The sequence below is a fragment of the Streptomyces flaveolus genome (genome assembly GCF_044765825.1).
Taxonomy (GTDB): Bacteria; Actinomycetota; Actinomycetes; order Streptomycetales; family Streptomycetaceae; genus Streptomyces; species Streptomyces flaveolus.
Genome location: NZ_JBIWKU010000008.1, coordinates 145,327 through 161,078, shown reverse-complemented (window position 1 = coordinate 161,078; position 15,752 = coordinate 145,327). Strand labels below are relative to the sequence as shown.

The window sequence follows — 15,752 nt, the reverse complement described above, 5'->3', positions numbered from 1 at the left end:
CCTACGGGAGGATCGAGTCGACGTAGCCCCCGTCGGCGCGCACCGCCGCGCCGGTCGTCGCGGACGCCTGCTCCGAGCTGAGGTAGACCACGAGGTTGGCGATCTCCTCGGGCTCGATCAGCCGCTGGAGCAGCGACTGCGGGCGGTGTTCGCGCATGAAGACCCGCTGCGCCTCCTCCCAGGGCAGGTCGCGGTCGACCAGCTGGTACACGAAGTCCTCGACGCCCTCGGTACGGGTCGGTCCGGCGATGACGGAGTTCACCGTGACGCCGCTGCCGGCCGCCTCCTTGGCGAAGCCGCGGCTCACCGCCAGCAGGGCCGTCTTGGAGACCCCGTAGTGGATCATCTCGGCCGGGATGACCACGGCCGAGTCACTCGCGATGTACAGCACCCGGCCCCAGCCCCGTTCCCTCATTCGGGGGAGATGGGCGCGCGTCAGCCTGACGCCCGCGAGGACGTTGATCTCGAAGTAGCGGCGCCACTCGTCGTCGCTGATCTCCAGCGCGGGGACGGCGCCGAAGATGCCGAGGTTGTTGACCAGGATGTCCACGTCGGGCAGCGTACGGACGGCCCGGTCCGCGCCCTCCTCGGTGCCGAGGTCGGCGGCGACGGGGACGAACTCGCCGTCGGGCACCGCGGCCCTCAGCTCGACGACGCTCTCCGCCAGTCGGGCAGCGTCGCGTCCGTTGACGCCCACCGTGGCACCGGCCCGGGCCAGCTGGGCGGCGATCGCCGCTCCGATGCCCTGCGAAGAGCCGGTCACCAGCGCGGTCCGCCCGCCGAGGTCGAGGTTCATCGGGTCGCTCCCTGTCGTGTCGTGAGGTCTTCCGCCGTCCCCCCTGCCCAGCCTCGCCCACGACCCGCCTTCCGCCCCGGCGAACCGCGCCGGGCACGACGCGCGGCACGCCCGGTCGGCGGACCCCGGGTGATCTCCGGCGGCCCGCGGCGACGATACTGGCCTTTCGCCCGTATCCCCGCCTCACAGATGGACTCATGCCGACCTCTCCCACCGCCGCCCGCCCCACGACTCCCCCCACGGTGTGGCCGGCTCGCGGCCGCCACGTCGGATCCGCCGCGGAGGACACCGTCCGGCGCACCCTGCGACGGCTCAAGGACCGTCACGTCCTCGACGACTTCCAGGAGCTGCCCGACGGCCCGGCCGAGGACGGCGCACACGGCGTACGCGTCTTCGAAGCGCGCTGGAAGGCCGGCGGCACCGTCACCGTGCGCGCCCGGCTGACGCTGTCGCCCGGCTCGGCGGGCGGACAGGAGTGGACCCTGCTCGCGGAGGCCGAGGAGGCCTGGGACCCCGCGTGGCCGTCGCCCGCCACCATGTTCTGGCCCGATGACCCCGACGTCACCTGGGACCGCGACATCGCCACCGGTCTGCGGCTGCGGGGGATCAACACCCTGCCGGACGACGACAAGGCCGTACGGCGGCTGATCAAGGAGGCCGGGCGCGGAGCGTGGAACATCCACGTCGTCGTGCACGAGGCGATGACCCCCGACCACCGCGGCCGGGTGCCGCTGGCGGAGCGGCTGCCCGCGAGCCTGCGCCACCGCGTGGTCGAGCACCGCGCGGCTCCGCAGCAGCTGCGGGTCGTCAACTGGGCGCTGGAGGACTTCGGCGTCCAGGTGCCGCGCGGCGGCGCGGTGATCCTGCCCGGCACCCCGGCCCCGGCCGACTACGACGCCCAGGACTTCTCCGTCCGCAGCGTCTTCCTGGACGGCACCGAGCCCGTCGACCTCATCGCGGCGGTCACGGCCTTCGCGGCGCTGCCCCGGCCGCTCGTGGACGGCGCCGAGGAGGCGCTCAGGGCGCTGCGGGAGGACTGGCGGCTGCTGACCCTGGAGGAGGAACTGGCCCGCGAGCGCAAGCTGGTGGCCATGTACGCCGAGGCGCTGGAGGCCATGACGCAGTCCCGCGACCTGTACCGGGAGGCGGCCGAACGCGCGGCCGAGGCGCTGGCCGCGTACCGGGAGTCCGCCGGTCCGGCGCCGGCCGCGGCTCCGCCGTCAGCGGCGCCGTCGCCTTCCCCGCTGCGCGGGCTGACCCGCACGCTGGAACGGTTCAGGAGCGCCGGCCGGGCACCGCGGCCCGAGGCCGGTGGCCGTCGGACCCCGCCGTCGGCCGGGAGCGGCGCCTGACGACCGCCGGTGGCCGGCGCGGCTCAGCTGAAGAGCGGGAAGCGGTTCGCGTCGGCTCCCAGGACCCGCCGTTCGTCGTCGGTGAGCCCGGCGCGTCCGGTGGCGGCGCGGGCGTAGTGCTCGTCGCTCCAGTCCAGCGGGACCGGGCGGCCCAGGAGGCCGTCGAGGGTGGCGCGGACCGCGGTCAGCCCCGCCGGTGACGGCCCGGGCGCGGCGGCCGGTGCGACGGTCAGGTCGAGGTGGTGGACGGTCGCCTCGACGCCGAGGGTCGTCAGCAGGTCTCCGGCGGTCAGCACATGCCCCTGGGTGCGCACCCGGCGGCGGGGCTCGGCCGTCGCCGCGGCCGTCACGGTGGCCGCCGCCGTCTCCAGGTACGACTCCTTCAACTGACCGAAGTCGAGGAACATGCTCGCCGCGACCCGGTTCCAGCGCCGCCCGTGGGCCGCGCCGACGGGGTCGGGTGTCCAGTCCCGCCAATAGGTGACGGCGTCCCGGTCGGGCTGTTCCGCGGCCGGGGTGTGCAGCGCCACCAGGGCCCGCTGGGCGTCCCCGAGCAGGTGGAACACCAGATCGCGCACCGCCCATCCGGCGCAGTCGGTCGGCAGCCACGACTCCTCGTCCCCGAGGGGGCGGACGACCTCCGCCAACGCCCCGTACGCCTCGCGCACGACGCCGGCCGGGTCCGGGTCCGTACGGACCTCGTGTTCCGTGGTCATGGCGCCACCCTAGGTCGTGTCCGACTGAGGGCACCCTCACGTGTCAGTCGGCGTGACGTGGATACGCGGTCTGCACAGCAGCACGGCCCGTCCCGGAAGGTCAGCGACGCCATGGACAGCCAGCACCGGAGCGCCACCCCCGCTTCCCGCACGTCCGGGTCATCCCGCTCGGACACCACCCTGCGGGTCAACGGCAAACCCCACACCCTCACCGTCGACCACCGTCGCGTCCTGCTGGACCTCCTGCGGGAGGATCTCGGGCTCACGGGCGCCAAGAAGGGCTGCGACCACGGGCAGTGCGGCGCCTGCACGGTCCTGGTGGACGGCCGGCGCGTCAACAGCTGCCTGCAGCTGGCCGTCGCCCTGGACGGCTGTGAGGTCACCACCGTCGAGGGCCTCGCCGGGGACGGCGAGGAACTGCATCCGCTCCAGCGCGCGTTCCTGGAGCGCGACGCCTTCCAGTGCGGTTACTGCACCCCCGGCCAGATCTGCTCCGCGATCGGCGCGCTCGCCGAGGCCGAGGCCGGTCATCCCTCCCACGTCACGGACCCGGCGACGCCCTCCGGCGAGCCCGTGCCGCTGGACCGGGAGGAGATCCGGGAGCGGCTCAGCGGCAACCTGTGCCGGTGCGGGGCGTATCCGCGCATCGCCGACGCGGTCGAGGACGTGATCCCGTGAAGCCCTTCGCCTACGTACGGGCGGGCAGCGTCGAGGAGGCCACCGACGCGTTCGCCACCCACCCCGGCGCCCGCTACCTCGGCGGGGGCACCAACCTGGTCGACCTGATGAAGCTCGGCGTCGAGACGCCCGCCGCGCTCGTCGACGTCACCCGGCTGCCGCTGGACGCGGTGGAGGAGCTGCCCGACGGTTCGCTGCGCGTCGGCGCGATGGTGCGCAACAGCGACCTCGCCGCCCATCCGGCCGTCCGCGACCGCTACCCCGCGCTGTCCCAGGCCCTGCTGGCGGGTGCCTCGGGGCAGCTGCGCAACGCCGCGACCACCGGCGGCAACCTGCTGCAACGCACCCGCTGCCCCTACTTCCAGGACCTGTCCAAGCCCTGCAACAAGCGCGAGCCCGGCACCGGCTGCGGCGCGCTGGAGGGGGTGCACCGCGACCACGCGGTGCTCGGGCAGTCCGCGCTGTGCATCGCCACCCATCCCTCGGACATGGCGGTGGCGCTGGCCGCCCTCGACGCGCGCGTGGAGCTGTACGGCACGGAGGGCGCCCGGAGCGTGCCCGCCGCCGAGTTCCACCGGCTGCCCGGCGAGCACCCCGAGCGGGACACCGAGATCCGCCCCGGCGAGCTGATCACCGGCGTGGTCCTGCCGGCCGCCACGGCCGGGCTGCCGTCGGCCTACCGCAAGGCCCGGGACCGGGCGTCGTACGCCTTCGCGCTGGCCTCCGTCGCCGTCGTGCTGCACCTGGCGGACGGCGTGGTGGACCGGGCCGGCATCGCGTTCGGCGCGCTCGCGCACCGGCCCTGGCGGGCCCGGCGGGCCGAGGAGGCGCTGCTCGGCGCGGCGCCCACGACGGCCGCGTTCGAGCACGCCGTCGACCTGGAGCTGGAGGCGGCCGAGCCGCTGCGGGACAACACCTACAAGGTGCCGCTGGCCCGCCGGCTCGCCCTGGACGTACTGGGCCGGCTGGCGCCGCCCGCGACCACCTGACACCGGCGTCCACGAGGAGGACTCCATGACCGGCACCGAGACCGTCCTGGGCGCTCCCGCCGAGCGCCGGGAGGGGCGGGAGAAGGTCACCGGCATCGCCCGGTACGCCGCCGAGTACGACTTCCCCGACCGTGCCCAGGCCCGGCCCGTGCCGGCGGCGATCGCGCGCGGCCGGGTGACCGGCGTGGACGTCGCGCCCGCGCTCGCGCTGCCGGGCGTGCTCGCGGTGCTCACCCACGAGAACGCGCCCCGGCTGGGCGAGCCCGACGACCCGACGCTCGCCCTGCTGCAGAGCCCGCACGTGCCGCACCGGGGCTGGTTCGTGGGCCTGGTGGTGGGCGAGACACTGGAGGCGGCCCGGGCGGGTGCCGCCGCCGTCCGCGTCACCTACGAGGCGGAGAGCCACGACGTGACGCTCACCGCCGGCCACCCCGGGGCCTACGTCCCCGAGACGGCCAACGGAGGTTTCCCGGCCGCCACCGAGCACGGCGATGCCGAGGGCGCCTTCGCGTCCTCACCGGTCCGGGTCGACGTCGCGTACGAGGTGCCGCCGCTGCACAACCACCCCATGGAGCCGCACAGCAGCACCGCGGTGTGGGACGGCGAGCGGCTGACCGTGCACTCCTCCAGCCAGGGCAGCACCGCCGTGCAGAAGGAACTCGCCCGGCTGTTCGGGCTGACCGAGGACCGGATCACGGTCCTCTCCGAGCACGTGGGCGGCGGTTTCGGGTCCAAGGGCACTCCGCGCCCCGACGTGGTCCTGGCCGTGATGGCGGCGATGCACACCGGCCGGCCGGTCACCGTCGCGCTGCCGCGCCGCTACCTGCCCACCGTCGTCGGCCACCGCGCGCCGACCCTGCACCGGCTGCGCCTCGGCGCCGAAGCCGACGGGCGGCTCACGTCGCTCTCCCACGAGGTGACCACGCACACCTCGCGGGTGAAGGAGTTCGTGGAACAGGCGGCGGTCCCCGCGCGCGTCATGTACGGCACTCCCGCCCTGCGCACGCTCCACCGCGTGGTGCCCCTGGACGTTCCCACGCCGTCCTGGATGCGCGCGCCGGGCGAGTGCCCCGGCATGTACGCGCTGGAGTCCGCGATGGACGAGCTCGCCGTCCGGCTCGGCGTCGACCCGGTGGAGCTGCGGATCCGCAACGAGCCGGAGACCGAACCCGACAGCGGCAGGCCCTTCAGCAGCCGGCACCTCGTGGAGTGTCTGCGCGAGGGCGCGCGCCGGTTCGGCTGGGCGGAGCGCGATCCGCGCCCCGGGTCGCGTGCCGAGGGTCCCCTGCTGGTGGGCAGCGGGGTGGCCGCCGCCACGTATCCGGTGATGGCCGCGCCCTGCCGCGCCTCGGCCAGGGCGCTGCCCGACGGCGGGTTCCTGGTGCGGGTCAACGCCACGGACATCGGCACCGGAGCCCGGACGGTGTGCGCGCAGATAGCGGCCGACGCCCTCGGCGTGCCCCTGGAGCGGATCCGCATCGAGGTCGCGAACAGCGACCTCGGGTTCGCTCCGGTGGCGGGCGGCTCGTCCGGCACCGCCTCCTGGGGCTGGGCCGTGCACGAGGCGTGCGCGCGGCTGGCCGACCGTCTGGCCGGTCCCGTCGGCCCGCCGCCCGACGAGGGCATCGTGGCCGAGGCCGACACCTCCGGCACCGCCGACGCCGAAACCCCGTACGCGCGGCACGCGTTCGGGGCGCACTTCGCCGAGGTCACCGTCGACACGGTCACCGGGGAGGTGCGGGTGCGGCGGATGCTGGGCGTCTTCGCCGCCGGGCACATCCTGAACGCCCGTACGGCGCGCTCGCAGTTCGTCGGCGGGATGACGATGGGCCTGGGCATGGCGCTGACCGAGGACAGCACGGTGGACCCGGCGTTCGGCGACTTCACCGAGTCCGACCTCGCGTCGTACCACGTGCCCGCGCACGCCGACGTCCCGTCCGTGGAGGCGTACTGGGTGGACGAGGACGACGCCCACCTCAACCCGATGGGCAGCAAGGGGATCGGCGAGATCGGCATCGTCGGTTCGGCGGCGGCGATCGGCAACGCGGTGCGCCACGCCACCGGCATCCGCTTCCGCGAACTCCCGCTCACCCCCGACCGGGTGCTCTCCGGACTGCTCGAGCACGAGCACCCCGCGGGCATGCTGGGGGCTTGACGGCGGCCCACCGTGGTCCGGCCGGCGTCCGGCGGGACCACGGTGGGCCGAGTCGGCGGTCGGTCCGCGACGCGGCGTGCCCGGGCGACCGGGCGGGCCGGCCGGCTCCTGGCGGGCGCCTGCGAGGCGACCCGTGCGCACGGTGCCGTCAGCGTGACCGGTGACGCCGGTACGGCGACCCCCACGGCGGCCCGGACGCGCGCGAGGGTGAGGTCGACGGTGCGGGACGTCTCCACCGAGGGAGCGGTGGTGCCGTGGAGCTTGGCCGCCGCCAGTGCCGCGGACAGCACGACCGCGACGGCGAGCACCGGCACGGCGGCGCGCACGGTCAGGACCGGCGCGACGACCAGGCGGAGCGCGGAGAGGCCGAGCGCGAACGCGTAGCCGCGGACGGTCGCGTCGTTCTGTTGCGGCGGAAAGCAGGCCACGCCGCAGCCGGCGAGTGCGAGGACGGTGAGCCACGTCGGCCACCGTGCCCGCCGGGCGGCCGGCCGTGCCGCAGGACCGCGGTCGCGGTCACCCGGCGCGTGGTCCCGGGTCCGGGTCCGGTCCCGCCGGGCCGGGCGCAGGCGGCGGCGTTCGCGGCCACGGGGACCGGCTCCCGCGGGCGCGGGTGATTCGGCGGGCGCCGCCGCCTCGTACGCGTACGGGTCCTCCTGGACGGGCTGCGCGAGCCATGGGCGGCGCGCTCCGCGCGGTCGGCGTCGACCGGTCCGTGGAGGACGTTACCCGGCCGGCGGGCCTGCTGACCCGGCCTCCCCGCCGTCCGGACGGCGGGGACGAGGCGATCCGGGCCGCGGCGGCGCACCTTGCCCCTCGGGTGGTCCACGGGGGTGAGAGACCCGGCGCGCAGCCTTATCGCCGCCCCGAGCGGGAATCCGACTGGCAAGGCATGTGCCGCGCACCAGGAGGAGGGGCGGGGTGGATACGACCACAGTGGTGATCGCCGCGGCGGTGTCGCTCGCGGCGGTCGCCCTCTGCGTGGCCGTCGGGGTCCTGGTACGGCTGGTCCGTACCCGACGGGACCTCAGAAGGGCCGGGCTGCCCAGCGGGCCCCGATGGGTCTTCTGGGGCGCCGTCCTCTATTTCGTGCTGCCGGCGGATCTCGTGCCGGATCCGGTGTACCTGGACGACATCGGCGTACTGCTCCTCGCCCTGCGCTCCGTGCGCGGCTCCCTCGGCGGGCGGGGACGGGGCACGCGTCCGCCCCGCGACTACGCTGCGTAAGGAAACCATTCACCCGTTCGATTCGTATAAGTCTCTGGAAGCCGAAGGAAGTCGGCGGACCAGGCGACGGCGCACAGGGACCATCGCTTGATCGGCGCAGCACCGACTAGGGAGAGACGATGCAACCGTTCGCGCTCAACTACGCACGGCCCGCAGTGGAGTTGGAAGCGACGACTCCGTACGTCTACGACTCCGGGCTGCAGTTGAACGTGCTCCTCGACGGGCGTGTGGCCGCCTGCGACCACGCGCTGCTGAGAGAACTGGGGACCACGACCTCCACGGCGGGGTCGAAGACTCACTTCGACGACTGAACACGGGCCGTCGAGAATGACCGTGCTGATCCTGACCTGTGAAGAGGACGTCACCGCGGACATGGTGGTCGTGCACCTGAACGCGTCGGGAGTGCCGGTGGTCCGTCTGGACCCCGCCGATCTGACCCATTCCGTCGCGCTCTCCGGCGAGTTCGTGCACGGCTCCTTCCGCGGCCATCTGTCCTCGGGGGGACGCCTGGTGAGCATCGGAGGGCTCCGGTCCGTCTGGGTGCGCAGGCCGGGCGGTGCGGCCGCACGGGCCACCGAGCCCTCGGCGTGGCTGACCGAGGAGTCCTCGCAGGCGCTCTACGGCATGCTCCGCGGCTGCGGGGCGCGGTGGATGAACCAGCCCGACGCGGCCCACCGGGCCCGGTACAAGCCCTGGCAACTGCGTCACGCCCAGGAGTGCGGGCTGCCCGTGCCGGCCACGCTGATCACGACGTTCCCGCGGGCGGCACGCGAGTTCGCCGAGCGGTACCCGGATCTCGTCGTCAAGCCCGTCTCCGGCGCGCACCCGCAGGATCCGCCGCTGGCGGTGCCGACCAGCCGGGTCCCGCCCGAGGCGGACTTCTCCGCCGTCGCGCACGGCCCGACGCTGCTGCAACGCCGGGTCGCCAAGCGTGCCGACGTCCGTCTCACCGTCGTCGGCGACCGGCTGCTCGCCGCCCGCAGGACGGCCCTCGCCGGCCGGGACCCGGAGGTGGACGTCCGCTTCTCCTCGTCCGGTGAGCCGTGGCGGCCGGCCGAGGTGCCGCAGCGCGTCGCCGAGGCCGTCCTGGCCTACATGCGCGGGGCGCACCTGGCGTACGGGGCCTTCGACTTCGCGGAGGACGGGGACGGCACCTGGTGGTTCCTGGAGTGCAACCAGTCGGGTCAGTTCGGCTTCGTCGAGGTGGACACGGGTCAGCCGATCGCCCGCACCATCGCCGAGTGGCTGGCCCGTCCGGGCGGCGCGGAGCCGGCGGCGGCGGACGGCGCGGACCCGGCGGTCGTCGGGTGAGCCTCGTCAGTGCGGGCGCGGGCCGGGCAGCAGCGCGGTGCGCTGCCATCCGGCGCCGGGGGACGGGGAGCGCTCGGCGCCGGGCAGGTGGCCGGGCGAGTGCAGGGGACGCATGACGACCTCCAGTTCCCTGCTCACTCGCTCGGCCTCCCGGCGCACCTGCGTGGGGACGTCACCGCATTCGGCGACGAGTCGGTCGTAGATGGGGGAATCCTGGAACACCCGTCAACGTGCCTTTCGTGTCGTCCGCCCCCGTACGGAGGCGCGACTGAGCAGTCTAGGCGTCCGGCCGTCCGGTGGTGCGTTTTCCCCCGAGTGGGTGACGGGAACTCAGCACGTCCGGTCGTGCGCGGGGCCCGCTCCGCGGGCCGGGCCGGACGGTCCCGGCCGGATCCGCGGGACGGGCCCCGGGTACGGCGGTGTCACACGGCCAGGGACAGGCCGCTCTCCCCGTCCGGGTCCGCCGCCCTGGCGGCGGCCGGTGTCCGCCCCTTGGCCAGCAGCAGCGCGTCGGCCTTGGCCACCGCGTCATGGATGCTGGTCGTCGCCATCATCACGCACAGCGTGTAGCTGACGTCCGCCAGCTCGCGCGCCGCCGCCGGCCGCTCCCTCTCCGCCTGAGCGATCCGCAGTGACGCGTACCGTGTCAGCAATTCCCTGACGACCTTCGGGTCCGGTTCGAGCACGAAGCGCCCCTCTCTCGATTTTCGCTGCGTATGCCCGAACCCTGACGAAACATTCACTCCACGAGCGCACTCGATCGTAATTGACGGAATTCCTTCGTTTTGTGTCCGACCGGCGCCTTGGTAGTCGACAACAAGGGGGAAAAGGGACGGAACGCCGTGGTGGCGGTCAGGCGACCTGACCGCTGTGCAGGGCCGTGTACGCCCCTTGTCTGCGCAGCAGTTCCTCGTGCGTGCCGGTCTCCAGGACGCGGCCCTCCCCCATCACCACGATCCGGTCCGCGCCGCGCACGGTGGACAGCCGGTGCGCCACCACGAAGGTGGTGCGTCCGCTCAGCAGCCGGGCGAGGGCCTGCTGGACGAGCGCTTCCGACCGGGTGTCCAGGGCCGAGGTGGCCTCGTCCAGGATGAGCACCTTGGGGTCCCGGATCAGGGCCCGGGCAATGGCCAGCCGCTGTCGCTGCCCGCCGGACAGCCGGGCGCCGTGCTCCCCGACCAGGGTGTCCAGGCCCTGCGGCAACCGCTCCACGAACTCCAGCGCGTTGGCGTCGCGCAGCGCCGCACGCACCGCCTCCTCGTCGGCGTCGTCCATGCCGTAGGCGACGTTCTCCCGGATCGTGCCGTCGAAGAGGATCGACTCCTGCGGCACCACGGAGACGAAGCGCCGGTAGGTGCGCAGGTCGAGGGTGTTCATGTCGATGCCGTCGAGCAGGAGCCGGCCGCTGGTGGGACGCAGGAAGCCGATCACCAGGTTGAGCACGGTGGACTTGCCCGCGCCGGAGGCGCCGACCAGCGCGATGGTCTCGCCGGGGTCGACCGCGAGGGTGAAGTCGCTCACGGCGGGCCGCCCGTCGCTCTCGTAGACGTGGCCGACGTTCTCGAAGGTGACGGCCCCGCGCAGGGAGCCGAGCTCGGCCTTGCCCTCGTTGTCCTCCAGTTCGGGCGCCTGGAGCACCTCGCCGACCGAACGGACGGACTCCAGGCCCTTGGTGATGACCGGGGCCAGGCCCGCCAGCGTCGTCGTGGAGTTGGTCAGCGTGGTCAGGAAGGCGCTGAGCATGACGACGTCGCCGGCGCTGACGCCCCACACGTCGTAGTACGAGACCAGTGCCGCGCCCGCGAGGACCGCGACGCCGACGACGTTGAGGACGACCCAGGACAGCGAGCCGAAGCGGCCGTTGACCAGGTCGAGGCGCATCCCGGAGGTGAGCAGCCGGTCCAGGGTGCCGTCCATGCGGCGCAGCGCCTTGCCCTCCAGCCCGTGGGCGCGGGTGACCGGGATGAGCCGGGTCATCTCCGTGACGCGGGAGGAGAGGGTCTCCACCTCGTGCCGGAAGTGCTCGTTGTGGGCGCGCAGCCGGGCGCGCAGCCGGGCGACGAGGAGGGAGGCGGCGGGCACGACGACGAGGAAGACGGGCAGGAACTCCGGCGTGCGGACGGCGATGATGACGAGGCCGCCGGTGAGGACGGTGAGCGCGCCGAGGCCGGTCTCGGCGGTCTGCTGCACCATCTGTTCCACGGTTTCCACGTCCCGCACGACCTTGGCCTGCAGGACGCCGGCGCTGACCCGCGAGTGGTAGCCGATGGACAGCTGCTGCATGCGCGTGCACAGGGCGGACCGCAGGGCGGTGCCCATGCGGCGGACGCTGCCGTACAGGAGGCGGACGTACAGCAGGTGCAACGGATAGTTGACCACCAGGATGAACATGATGATCCCGGTGCTGGTCCACAGGGTGCCGATCGGCCGGTGCTGGACGACGGTGTCGATGATGGACGCGGTGATGAGGGGCAGCAGCCAGACCGGGCTGTGCTTGACGGTGAACACCGCGACCGCACCGGCCAGTTGGCGGCGGTCGGCGCGGAGCAGATAGACGAGCGTGCGTATCGGGTGCTCGCCCCGGTAGCGGTGGTCGAGCGGCTTTTCCAACGACGACGCCATCGGCGTGGTCCTCCTGGTGACCGAGGGGCAGGGCAAGCGCTTTCTCGCCTCGCGCTTTCTTACCTCTTCGGCCAGGACCGCGCCACACCGTCCCGCGGGCCGGGAACGCGCACGTCGGGGAAACGCGCGCCTCGGGGACGGCGTGCGTCGCCGATCGCGTACGGGGCAATCGCGTACGCCGGGAGGGAGACCCGCGCCTTCTCCCCCGTGGAGGGCGCGGGCCTCAGTCTCCGAGCGTGCGGGCCAGTTCGGTGGTGGCCCGCGTGATCTCGCTGTCGCCCTCGGCCAGCAGCCGCTGCAACTCGCCGCGCCGAGCGCGGACGGCCTGTCGGGCGGCGCGCTCCCACGCCACCGGGTTCTCCCGGTGGTTGAGGAGCTTGGGATAGGCGGTGGCGGTGGTCTCCCACTGCCGGGCGTCGGCGATGCTCTTGAGCAACTGGATGATCTGCGCGCGGCAGTTCACCTGGGGCCGCTGGGCCAGCTCCCACAGGAAGGGGACGGTCGCGGCGGTGGCCTGTTCCACGACGAAACCGAACTGGCAGATCCGTTTCCGCAGGTCGCCGAGGGCGGCCCGGGCCGTCTCGGCGTCACCCCGGGCGACCTTGTCGAGCAGCCGGGGGATGGCCGCGGCGGAACCACTGGAGTCCTGGATCTCGGCCCAGGGCACCCGGTCGAGACCGGCGAGGGGCTCGGTACGGAGCGAACCGGCCGGCGACGTGTGACGGTCGGTGCGCCCGGTGCTCGGCTGTGGTGTCGGAGCGCTGCGCATGGTGTGGGGCCCTTCCGCGGCAGTCGGGTCAGGTGAGGGAGCGGGTCGACAACGTGGCCCAGACGGTCTTGCCCGCCGGCGGTCTCGGGGTCCAGCCCCACTCCTCCGCCAGGGCGTCGACGATGGACAGACCGCGCCCGTGCTCACGCAGGTCGCAGTCGTCGGACGAGGTGCGCACGGGCGCGTTGTCCCCGGGGTCGGAGACGCTCAGCGTCAGACGGCCCGGCTGCAGGCTGAGTGCCAGCCGGACCTCCGGCCGGTCCGTCGCGGCCGAGGGCACCGCGTGCGCCACGGCGTTGGCGGCGAGTTCAGTGATGACGAGGACCGCGTCGTCACCGCAGTGGTCGAGGGACCACCGGCGCAATGTGTCCCGAGTGAACACCCGGGCGAGGGCGAAGCCCTCCCCGCTGCAGGCGATGCGCAGCACCGCGGGCGCGGGAGGGGCGGGTGGTGCACATGGTGTCGCGCGGGAGCCGGGGAGCGGCCGCTCTGCGGGGCGGGCGGCCGCTCGTGCCGTGCGCGGAAGCTCCTCGAACCGGCTCGCCGCGTCCGTCTCCGGCACGGGCTCACCGGGCGACCGGAGCGTTGGATGCGCAGGTGACGGCACGGCATCTCCCTGATGCGACGTCAATACGGGGCGCGAACCCAGGGGTTGACGCCACGGCTATTATCCACGCAGACAGCGCCCGCGTGCAATTGCACGAGAAATTGCGCAGAAAAAATCGGGCGGGAGCGCGCGAGGGCCGACGTGACGCGGTCCGCTCCCCCGGACAGCAAGGAGACTGCGGTGCCACCAGTGCGGAACGGAGTGCAGGCCAGTTCCCTGGACGCCTGCTGGAAGAAGAGCCGGCACAGCAACGCCGAGGGCAACTGCGTCGAGGTCGCCCTCGTGGACGGGGGCATCGCGATGCGCAACTCCCGCGATCCGGACGGGCCCGCACTCGTCTACACCTCCTCGGAGGTCGCCGCCTTCCTGGCCGGCGCGAAGGACGGCGAGTTCGACCACTTGCTGTGACGGGGGCGGGAGAGGCCGCCGCAGCGCACGCCGACAGCGAAGCGGAGGCCAACTACCCGATTTCTACGGGCTTATGCCGCGGAGACCGGCAGGGTGAGATAGTGTGTTCATCAAGTCTGCCGGTCTGCTGGGAGTCAGGATGTCCGCCGCGTCGCCCCGCATCTCCCGTCTCGAACCCTATCTGGACCGGACCGAGCCGGCTCCCACCCTGCTGAAGATGCTCGTCGGCGTGCAGCTGGCGGGTTTCCGCGAGGACGCCGGCCTGTCCCAGGACCAGGCGGCGCGGGAGCTGGGGTTCAGCCCGGCGAAGCTGTCGCGCATAGAGTCGGGCAAGGGCCGCAGGCCCCCCACGGAGAACGACGTCCGTGCGCTGCTGGACCGCTACGGCACCGACGACTACGAGGCATCGGTGCTGCTGAAGCTGTTGCAGCGCGCCGGCGAGCCGGGCTGGTGGCAGCGGTACGACAAGCGCCTGATGCCCGAGTGGTTCGACCGCCTGGTCGGCCTCCAGGAGGCCGCGTCGACCATCCGGACGTTCGAGATCCAGTACGTTCCCGGCCTGCTCCAGACCGCGGCCTACACCCGTGCCGTGGTCGAGCGCGGCCTGCCGAACGCGCCGGCCTCGGAGGTCGAGCGACGGGTCGAGCTGCGCATGCGCCGGGCCGAGCTGCTGCGCCGCGCGGACGCGCCGCAGCTGTGGGCGATCATCGACGAGTCCGTGCTGCTGCGTGTGCTGGGCAGCCGAGAGGTCATGCGGGAACAGCTCGAGCATCTCGTGGAGATGGCACGGCTGGCCCACGTGACGCTGCAGATCGTGCCGCTCGACGTGACCAACGCGTCGGCGCCCGCGATCCCGGTGACCTATCTGCGCTTCGGTGGCAGCCACCTGCCCGACGTGGTCTACCTGGAGCACATCAAGAGCGCCAACTTCCTCGAGGACCTCGACGAGACCGAGGAGTACCGGGTCGCCCTGGACCGGCTGGCCGACGAGGCGCTGACGCCGCGCGAGTCGCTGAAGATGCTGACCGAGACGGTGTCGGGGCGTTACGCCGCGAAGTGAGCGGGCGAGAACGAGTGGAGTGACGGAGCACGGAGTTGCCCGGCAGCGAGCAGGCCGTGCGCCGCGTCTCCGCCGTCGCGCACGGCCCTCGTTCCGTGCCGGCTAGCGAATGCGGCCCAGGCCGCCGAACTCGATCCACTCGTCGGTGAGCTGACGGGGAGCCACCTCGGTGTCCGGCCGCCAGGTGGAGACCTCCACCAGGCCCGGCTCCAGGATGTCCATGCCCTCGAAGAACGACTCGACGTCCTCGGGCTCGCGGACCCGGCCCCAGTGTCCCTGCGTCGCCTGGTTCATGAAATCGGTGACGAACTTCCGTACCTCGGCGTCCTCGCTGACCAGCTGGCAGATCACGGCGTAGCTGCCGGGCACGAGCCGCTCGGTCACGCGCCGTATCACGGCCTTCGGCCCGTCGGTCTCGCTGTCCGGGATGCAGTGGAACACCGAGTTGAACAGCACCGCCACCGGCTGCGAGAAGTCGATCAGGCGCTGCGTCTCCGGGTGGGAGAAGATCTCCTCGGTCGAGCGCATGTCGGCGTGTATGACGGCGGTCTGGTCGTTCTGGTCGAGCAGGGCACGGCCGTGGACCAGCACCATGGGGTCGTTGTCGACGTACACGACGCGGGACTTCGGGTCGACGCGCTGGGCGACGGTGTGCACGTTGTCCTGCGTGGGCAGGCCGGACCCGTGGTCGAGGAACTGGCGGATGCCGTAGTCCTCGGCGAGGGTCCTGACGACGCGCTGCAGGAAGCGCCGGTTGTTCAGGGCCAGCCGACGGGTACTGGGGACGACCTTGTCGAGTTCCCCGACCGCCGCCCGGTCGGCCGCGTAGTTGTCCTTGCCGCCCAGGTAGTAGTCGTACATACGTGCGGCCGTTGGCACGTTGGCGTCGATCTCCGTGGACAGCTGCTTGTCGGCTTGCATCTTTCCCCCAGCTCCGTACCGCGCCAACTGCACTGGCATGACAGAGAGTACATCCTAGGGACCCGGAGGTCGGACGAACCAGGGGTCGGACCGAGGGACCGCCAAGGCGGCTGTCGGCAGCACTACTTGACGGTCCCTCAG

Annotated in this window: 17 protein-coding genes; 9 read left to right on the top strand and 8 right to left on the bottom strand. The window is 73.1% G+C overall.

Going from position 1 to position 15,752, the window contains the following annotated elements; genetic code table 11:
* Position 1: 1 nt before the first annotated feature.
* Positions 2-796, bottom strand: a complete 795-nt coding sequence (locus ACIRG6_RS24355) for an SDR family NAD(P)-dependent oxidoreductase (RefSeq protein WP_350723448.1) — start codon at positions 794-796, stop codon at positions 2-4.
* Between the two features lie 197 nt (positions 797-993).
* Here ACIRG6_RS24355 and ACIRG6_RS24350 point away from each other — a divergent pair, with 197 nt between their 5' ends.
* Entirely contained in the window at positions 994-2,148 is a 1,155-nt protein-coding gene (locus ACIRG6_RS24350) for a hypothetical protein (protein WP_364682439.1), read from the top strand.
* A gap of 23 nt (positions 2,149-2,171) precedes the next feature.
* Here the strand turns inward: ACIRG6_RS24350 and ACIRG6_RS24345 are convergent, their stop codons facing one another.
* Positions 2,172-2,864, bottom strand: coding sequence for a maleylpyruvate isomerase N-terminal domain-containing protein (locus ACIRG6_RS24345; protein WP_364682437.1), 693 nt, complete (start codon positions 2,862-2,864; stop codon positions 2,172-2,174).
* 111 nt (positions 2,865-2,975) lie between these two features.
* On the opposite strand from ACIRG6_RS24345, the gene ACIRG6_RS24340 reads away from it, so the two are divergent.
* The 6 genes from ACIRG6_RS24340 to tgmB all read left to right on the top strand — a co-directional run bounded on the left by ACIRG6_RS24340 (position 2,976) and on the right by tgmB (position 9,224).
* Positions 2,976-3,542 carry a (2Fe-2S)-binding protein gene (locus tag ACIRG6_RS24340; RefSeq protein ID WP_403324564.1) on the top strand — a complete coding sequence of 189 codons (567 nt, stop codon included), beginning with the start codon at positions 2,976-2,978 and terminating at the stop codon, positions 3,540-3,542.
* Positions 3,539-4,531: an FAD binding domain-containing protein gene (locus ACIRG6_RS24335; RefSeq protein WP_364682435.1), complete on the top strand. Its 993-nt coding sequence runs from the start codon at positions 3,539-3,541 to the stop codon at positions 4,529-4,531. Before ACIRG6_RS24340 ends, ACIRG6_RS24335 begins: the two co-directional genes overlap by 4 nt.
* Positions 4,532-4,556: 25 nt before the next feature.
* Positions 4,557-6,686 (top strand): xanthine dehydrogenase family protein molybdopterin-binding subunit, encoded by a 2,130-nt coding sequence (locus ACIRG6_RS24330; RefSeq protein WP_364682433.1) that lies wholly within the window; start codon positions 4,557-4,559, stop codon positions 6,684-6,686.
* Positions 6,687-7,607: 921 nt separating this feature from the next.
* Entirely contained in the window at positions 7,608-7,913 is a 306-nt protein-coding gene (locus ACIRG6_RS24325; RefSeq protein WP_350723436.1) for a YkvA family protein, read from the top strand.
* Positions 7,914-8,032: 119 nt separating this feature from the next.
* On the top strand, positions 8,033-8,224 hold the full coding sequence (tgmA, locus tag ACIRG6_RS24320; RefSeq protein ID WP_003978169.1) for a putative ATP-grasp-modified RiPP: 192 nt from the start codon (positions 8,033-8,035) through the stop codon (positions 8,222-8,224).
* A 16-nt stretch (positions 8,225-8,240) separates the two neighbouring features.
* Positions 8,241-9,224, top strand: a complete 984-nt coding sequence (gene tgmB / locus ACIRG6_RS24315) for an ATP-grasp ribosomal peptide maturase (protein ID WP_403324561.1) — start codon at positions 8,241-8,243, stop codon at positions 9,222-9,224.
* A gap of 6 nt (positions 9,225-9,230) precedes the next feature.
* Here the strand turns inward: tgmB and ACIRG6_RS24310 are convergent, their stop codons facing one another.
* The 5 genes from ACIRG6_RS24310 to ACIRG6_RS24290 form a co-directional block, all read right to left on the bottom strand.
* Positions 9,231-9,446 carry a hypothetical protein gene (locus ACIRG6_RS24310; RefSeq protein WP_225637498.1) on the bottom strand — a complete coding sequence of 72 codons (216 nt, stop codon included), beginning with the start codon at positions 9,444-9,446 and terminating at the stop codon, positions 9,231-9,233.
* Between the two features lie 200 nt (positions 9,447-9,646).
* Positions 9,647-9,910 carry a DUF5133 domain-containing protein gene (locus tag ACIRG6_RS24305; protein ID WP_239769277.1) on the bottom strand — a complete coding sequence of 88 codons (264 nt, stop codon included), beginning with the start codon at positions 9,908-9,910 and terminating at the stop codon, positions 9,647-9,649.
* 166 nt (positions 9,911-10,076) lie between these two features.
* Positions 10,077-11,846, bottom strand: coding sequence for an ABC transporter ATP-binding protein (locus ACIRG6_RS24300; protein WP_350723430.1), 1,770 nt, complete (start codon positions 11,844-11,846; stop codon positions 10,077-10,079).
* A gap of 223 nt (positions 11,847-12,069) precedes the next feature.
* On the bottom strand, positions 12,070-12,615 hold the full coding sequence (locus ACIRG6_RS24295; protein ID WP_403324558.1) for a hypothetical protein: 546 nt from the start codon (positions 12,613-12,615) through the stop codon (positions 12,070-12,072).
* Between the two features lie 28 nt (positions 12,616-12,643).
* The gene (locus tag ACIRG6_RS24290; protein ID WP_403324556.1) at positions 12,644-13,042 is read right to left on the bottom strand and encodes an ATP-binding protein; all 399 of its coding nucleotides are present in this window, start codon (positions 13,040-13,042) and stop codon (positions 12,644-12,646) included.
* A gap of 360 nt (positions 13,043-13,402) precedes the next feature.
* Here ACIRG6_RS24290 and ACIRG6_RS24285 point away from each other — a divergent pair, with 360 nt between their 5' ends.
* A complete protein-coding gene (locus ACIRG6_RS24285) occupies positions 13,403-13,630 on the top strand; it encodes a DUF397 domain-containing protein (RefSeq protein ID WP_189232693.1) in 228 nt (75 codons plus the stop codon).
* A gap of 139 nt (positions 13,631-13,769) precedes the next feature.
* Positions 13,770-14,690, top strand: coding sequence for a helix-turn-helix domain-containing protein (locus tag ACIRG6_RS24280; RefSeq protein WP_403324650.1), 921 nt, complete (start codon positions 13,770-13,772; stop codon positions 14,688-14,690).
* A gap of 102 nt (positions 14,691-14,792) precedes the next feature.
* Here the strand turns inward: ACIRG6_RS24280 and ACIRG6_RS24275 are convergent, their stop codons facing one another.
* The gene (locus ACIRG6_RS24275; protein ID WP_318215809.1) at positions 14,793-15,611 is read right to left on the bottom strand and encodes an SAM-dependent methyltransferase; all 819 of its coding nucleotides are present in this window, start codon (positions 15,609-15,611) and stop codon (positions 14,793-14,795) included.
* Between the last annotated feature and the right edge of the window lie 141 nt (positions 15,612-15,752).

Excerpts from the sequence above, each read along its gene's own strand:
- ACIRG6_RS24355 (WP_350723448.1), bottom strand. The coding sequence starts at position 796 with ATGAACCTCGACCTCGGCGGGCGGACCGCGCTGGTGACCGGCTCTTCG.
- ACIRG6_RS24350 (WP_364682439.1), top strand. The coding sequence starts at position 994 with ATGCCGACCTCTCCCACCGCCGCCCGCCCCACGACTCCCCCCACGGTG.
- ACIRG6_RS24345 (WP_364682437.1), bottom strand. The coding sequence starts at position 2,864 with ATGACCACGGAACACGAGGTCCGTACGGACCCGGACCCGGCCGGCGTC.
- ACIRG6_RS24340 (WP_403324564.1), top strand. The coding sequence starts at position 2,976 with ATGGACAGCCAGCACCGGAGCGCCACCCCCGCTTCCCGCACGTCCGGG.
- ACIRG6_RS24330 (WP_364682433.1), top strand. The coding sequence starts at position 4,557 with ATGACCGGCACCGAGACCGTCCTGGGCGCTCCCGCCGAGCGCCGGGAG.
- tgmA (WP_003978169.1), top strand. The coding sequence starts at position 8,033 with ATGCAACCGTTCGCGCTCAACTACGCACGGCCCGCAGTGGAGTTGGAA.
- tgmB (WP_403324561.1), top strand. The coding sequence starts at position 8,241 with ATGACCGTGCTGATCCTGACCTGTGAAGAGGACGTCACCGCGGACATG.
- ACIRG6_RS24300 (WP_350723430.1), bottom strand. The coding sequence starts at position 11,846 with ATGGCGTCGTCGTTGGAAAAGCCGCTCGACCACCGCTACCGGGGCGAG.
- ACIRG6_RS24295 (WP_403324558.1), bottom strand. The coding sequence starts at position 12,615 with ATGCGCAGCGCTCCGACACCACAGCCGAGCACCGGGCGCACCGACCGT.
- ACIRG6_RS24280 (WP_403324650.1), top strand. The coding sequence starts at position 13,770 with ATGTCCGCCGCGTCGCCCCGCATCTCCCGTCTCGAACCCTATCTGGAC.
- ACIRG6_RS24275 (WP_318215809.1), bottom strand. The coding sequence starts at position 15,611 with ATGCAAGCCGACAAGCAGCTGTCCACGGAGATCGACGCCAACGTGCCA.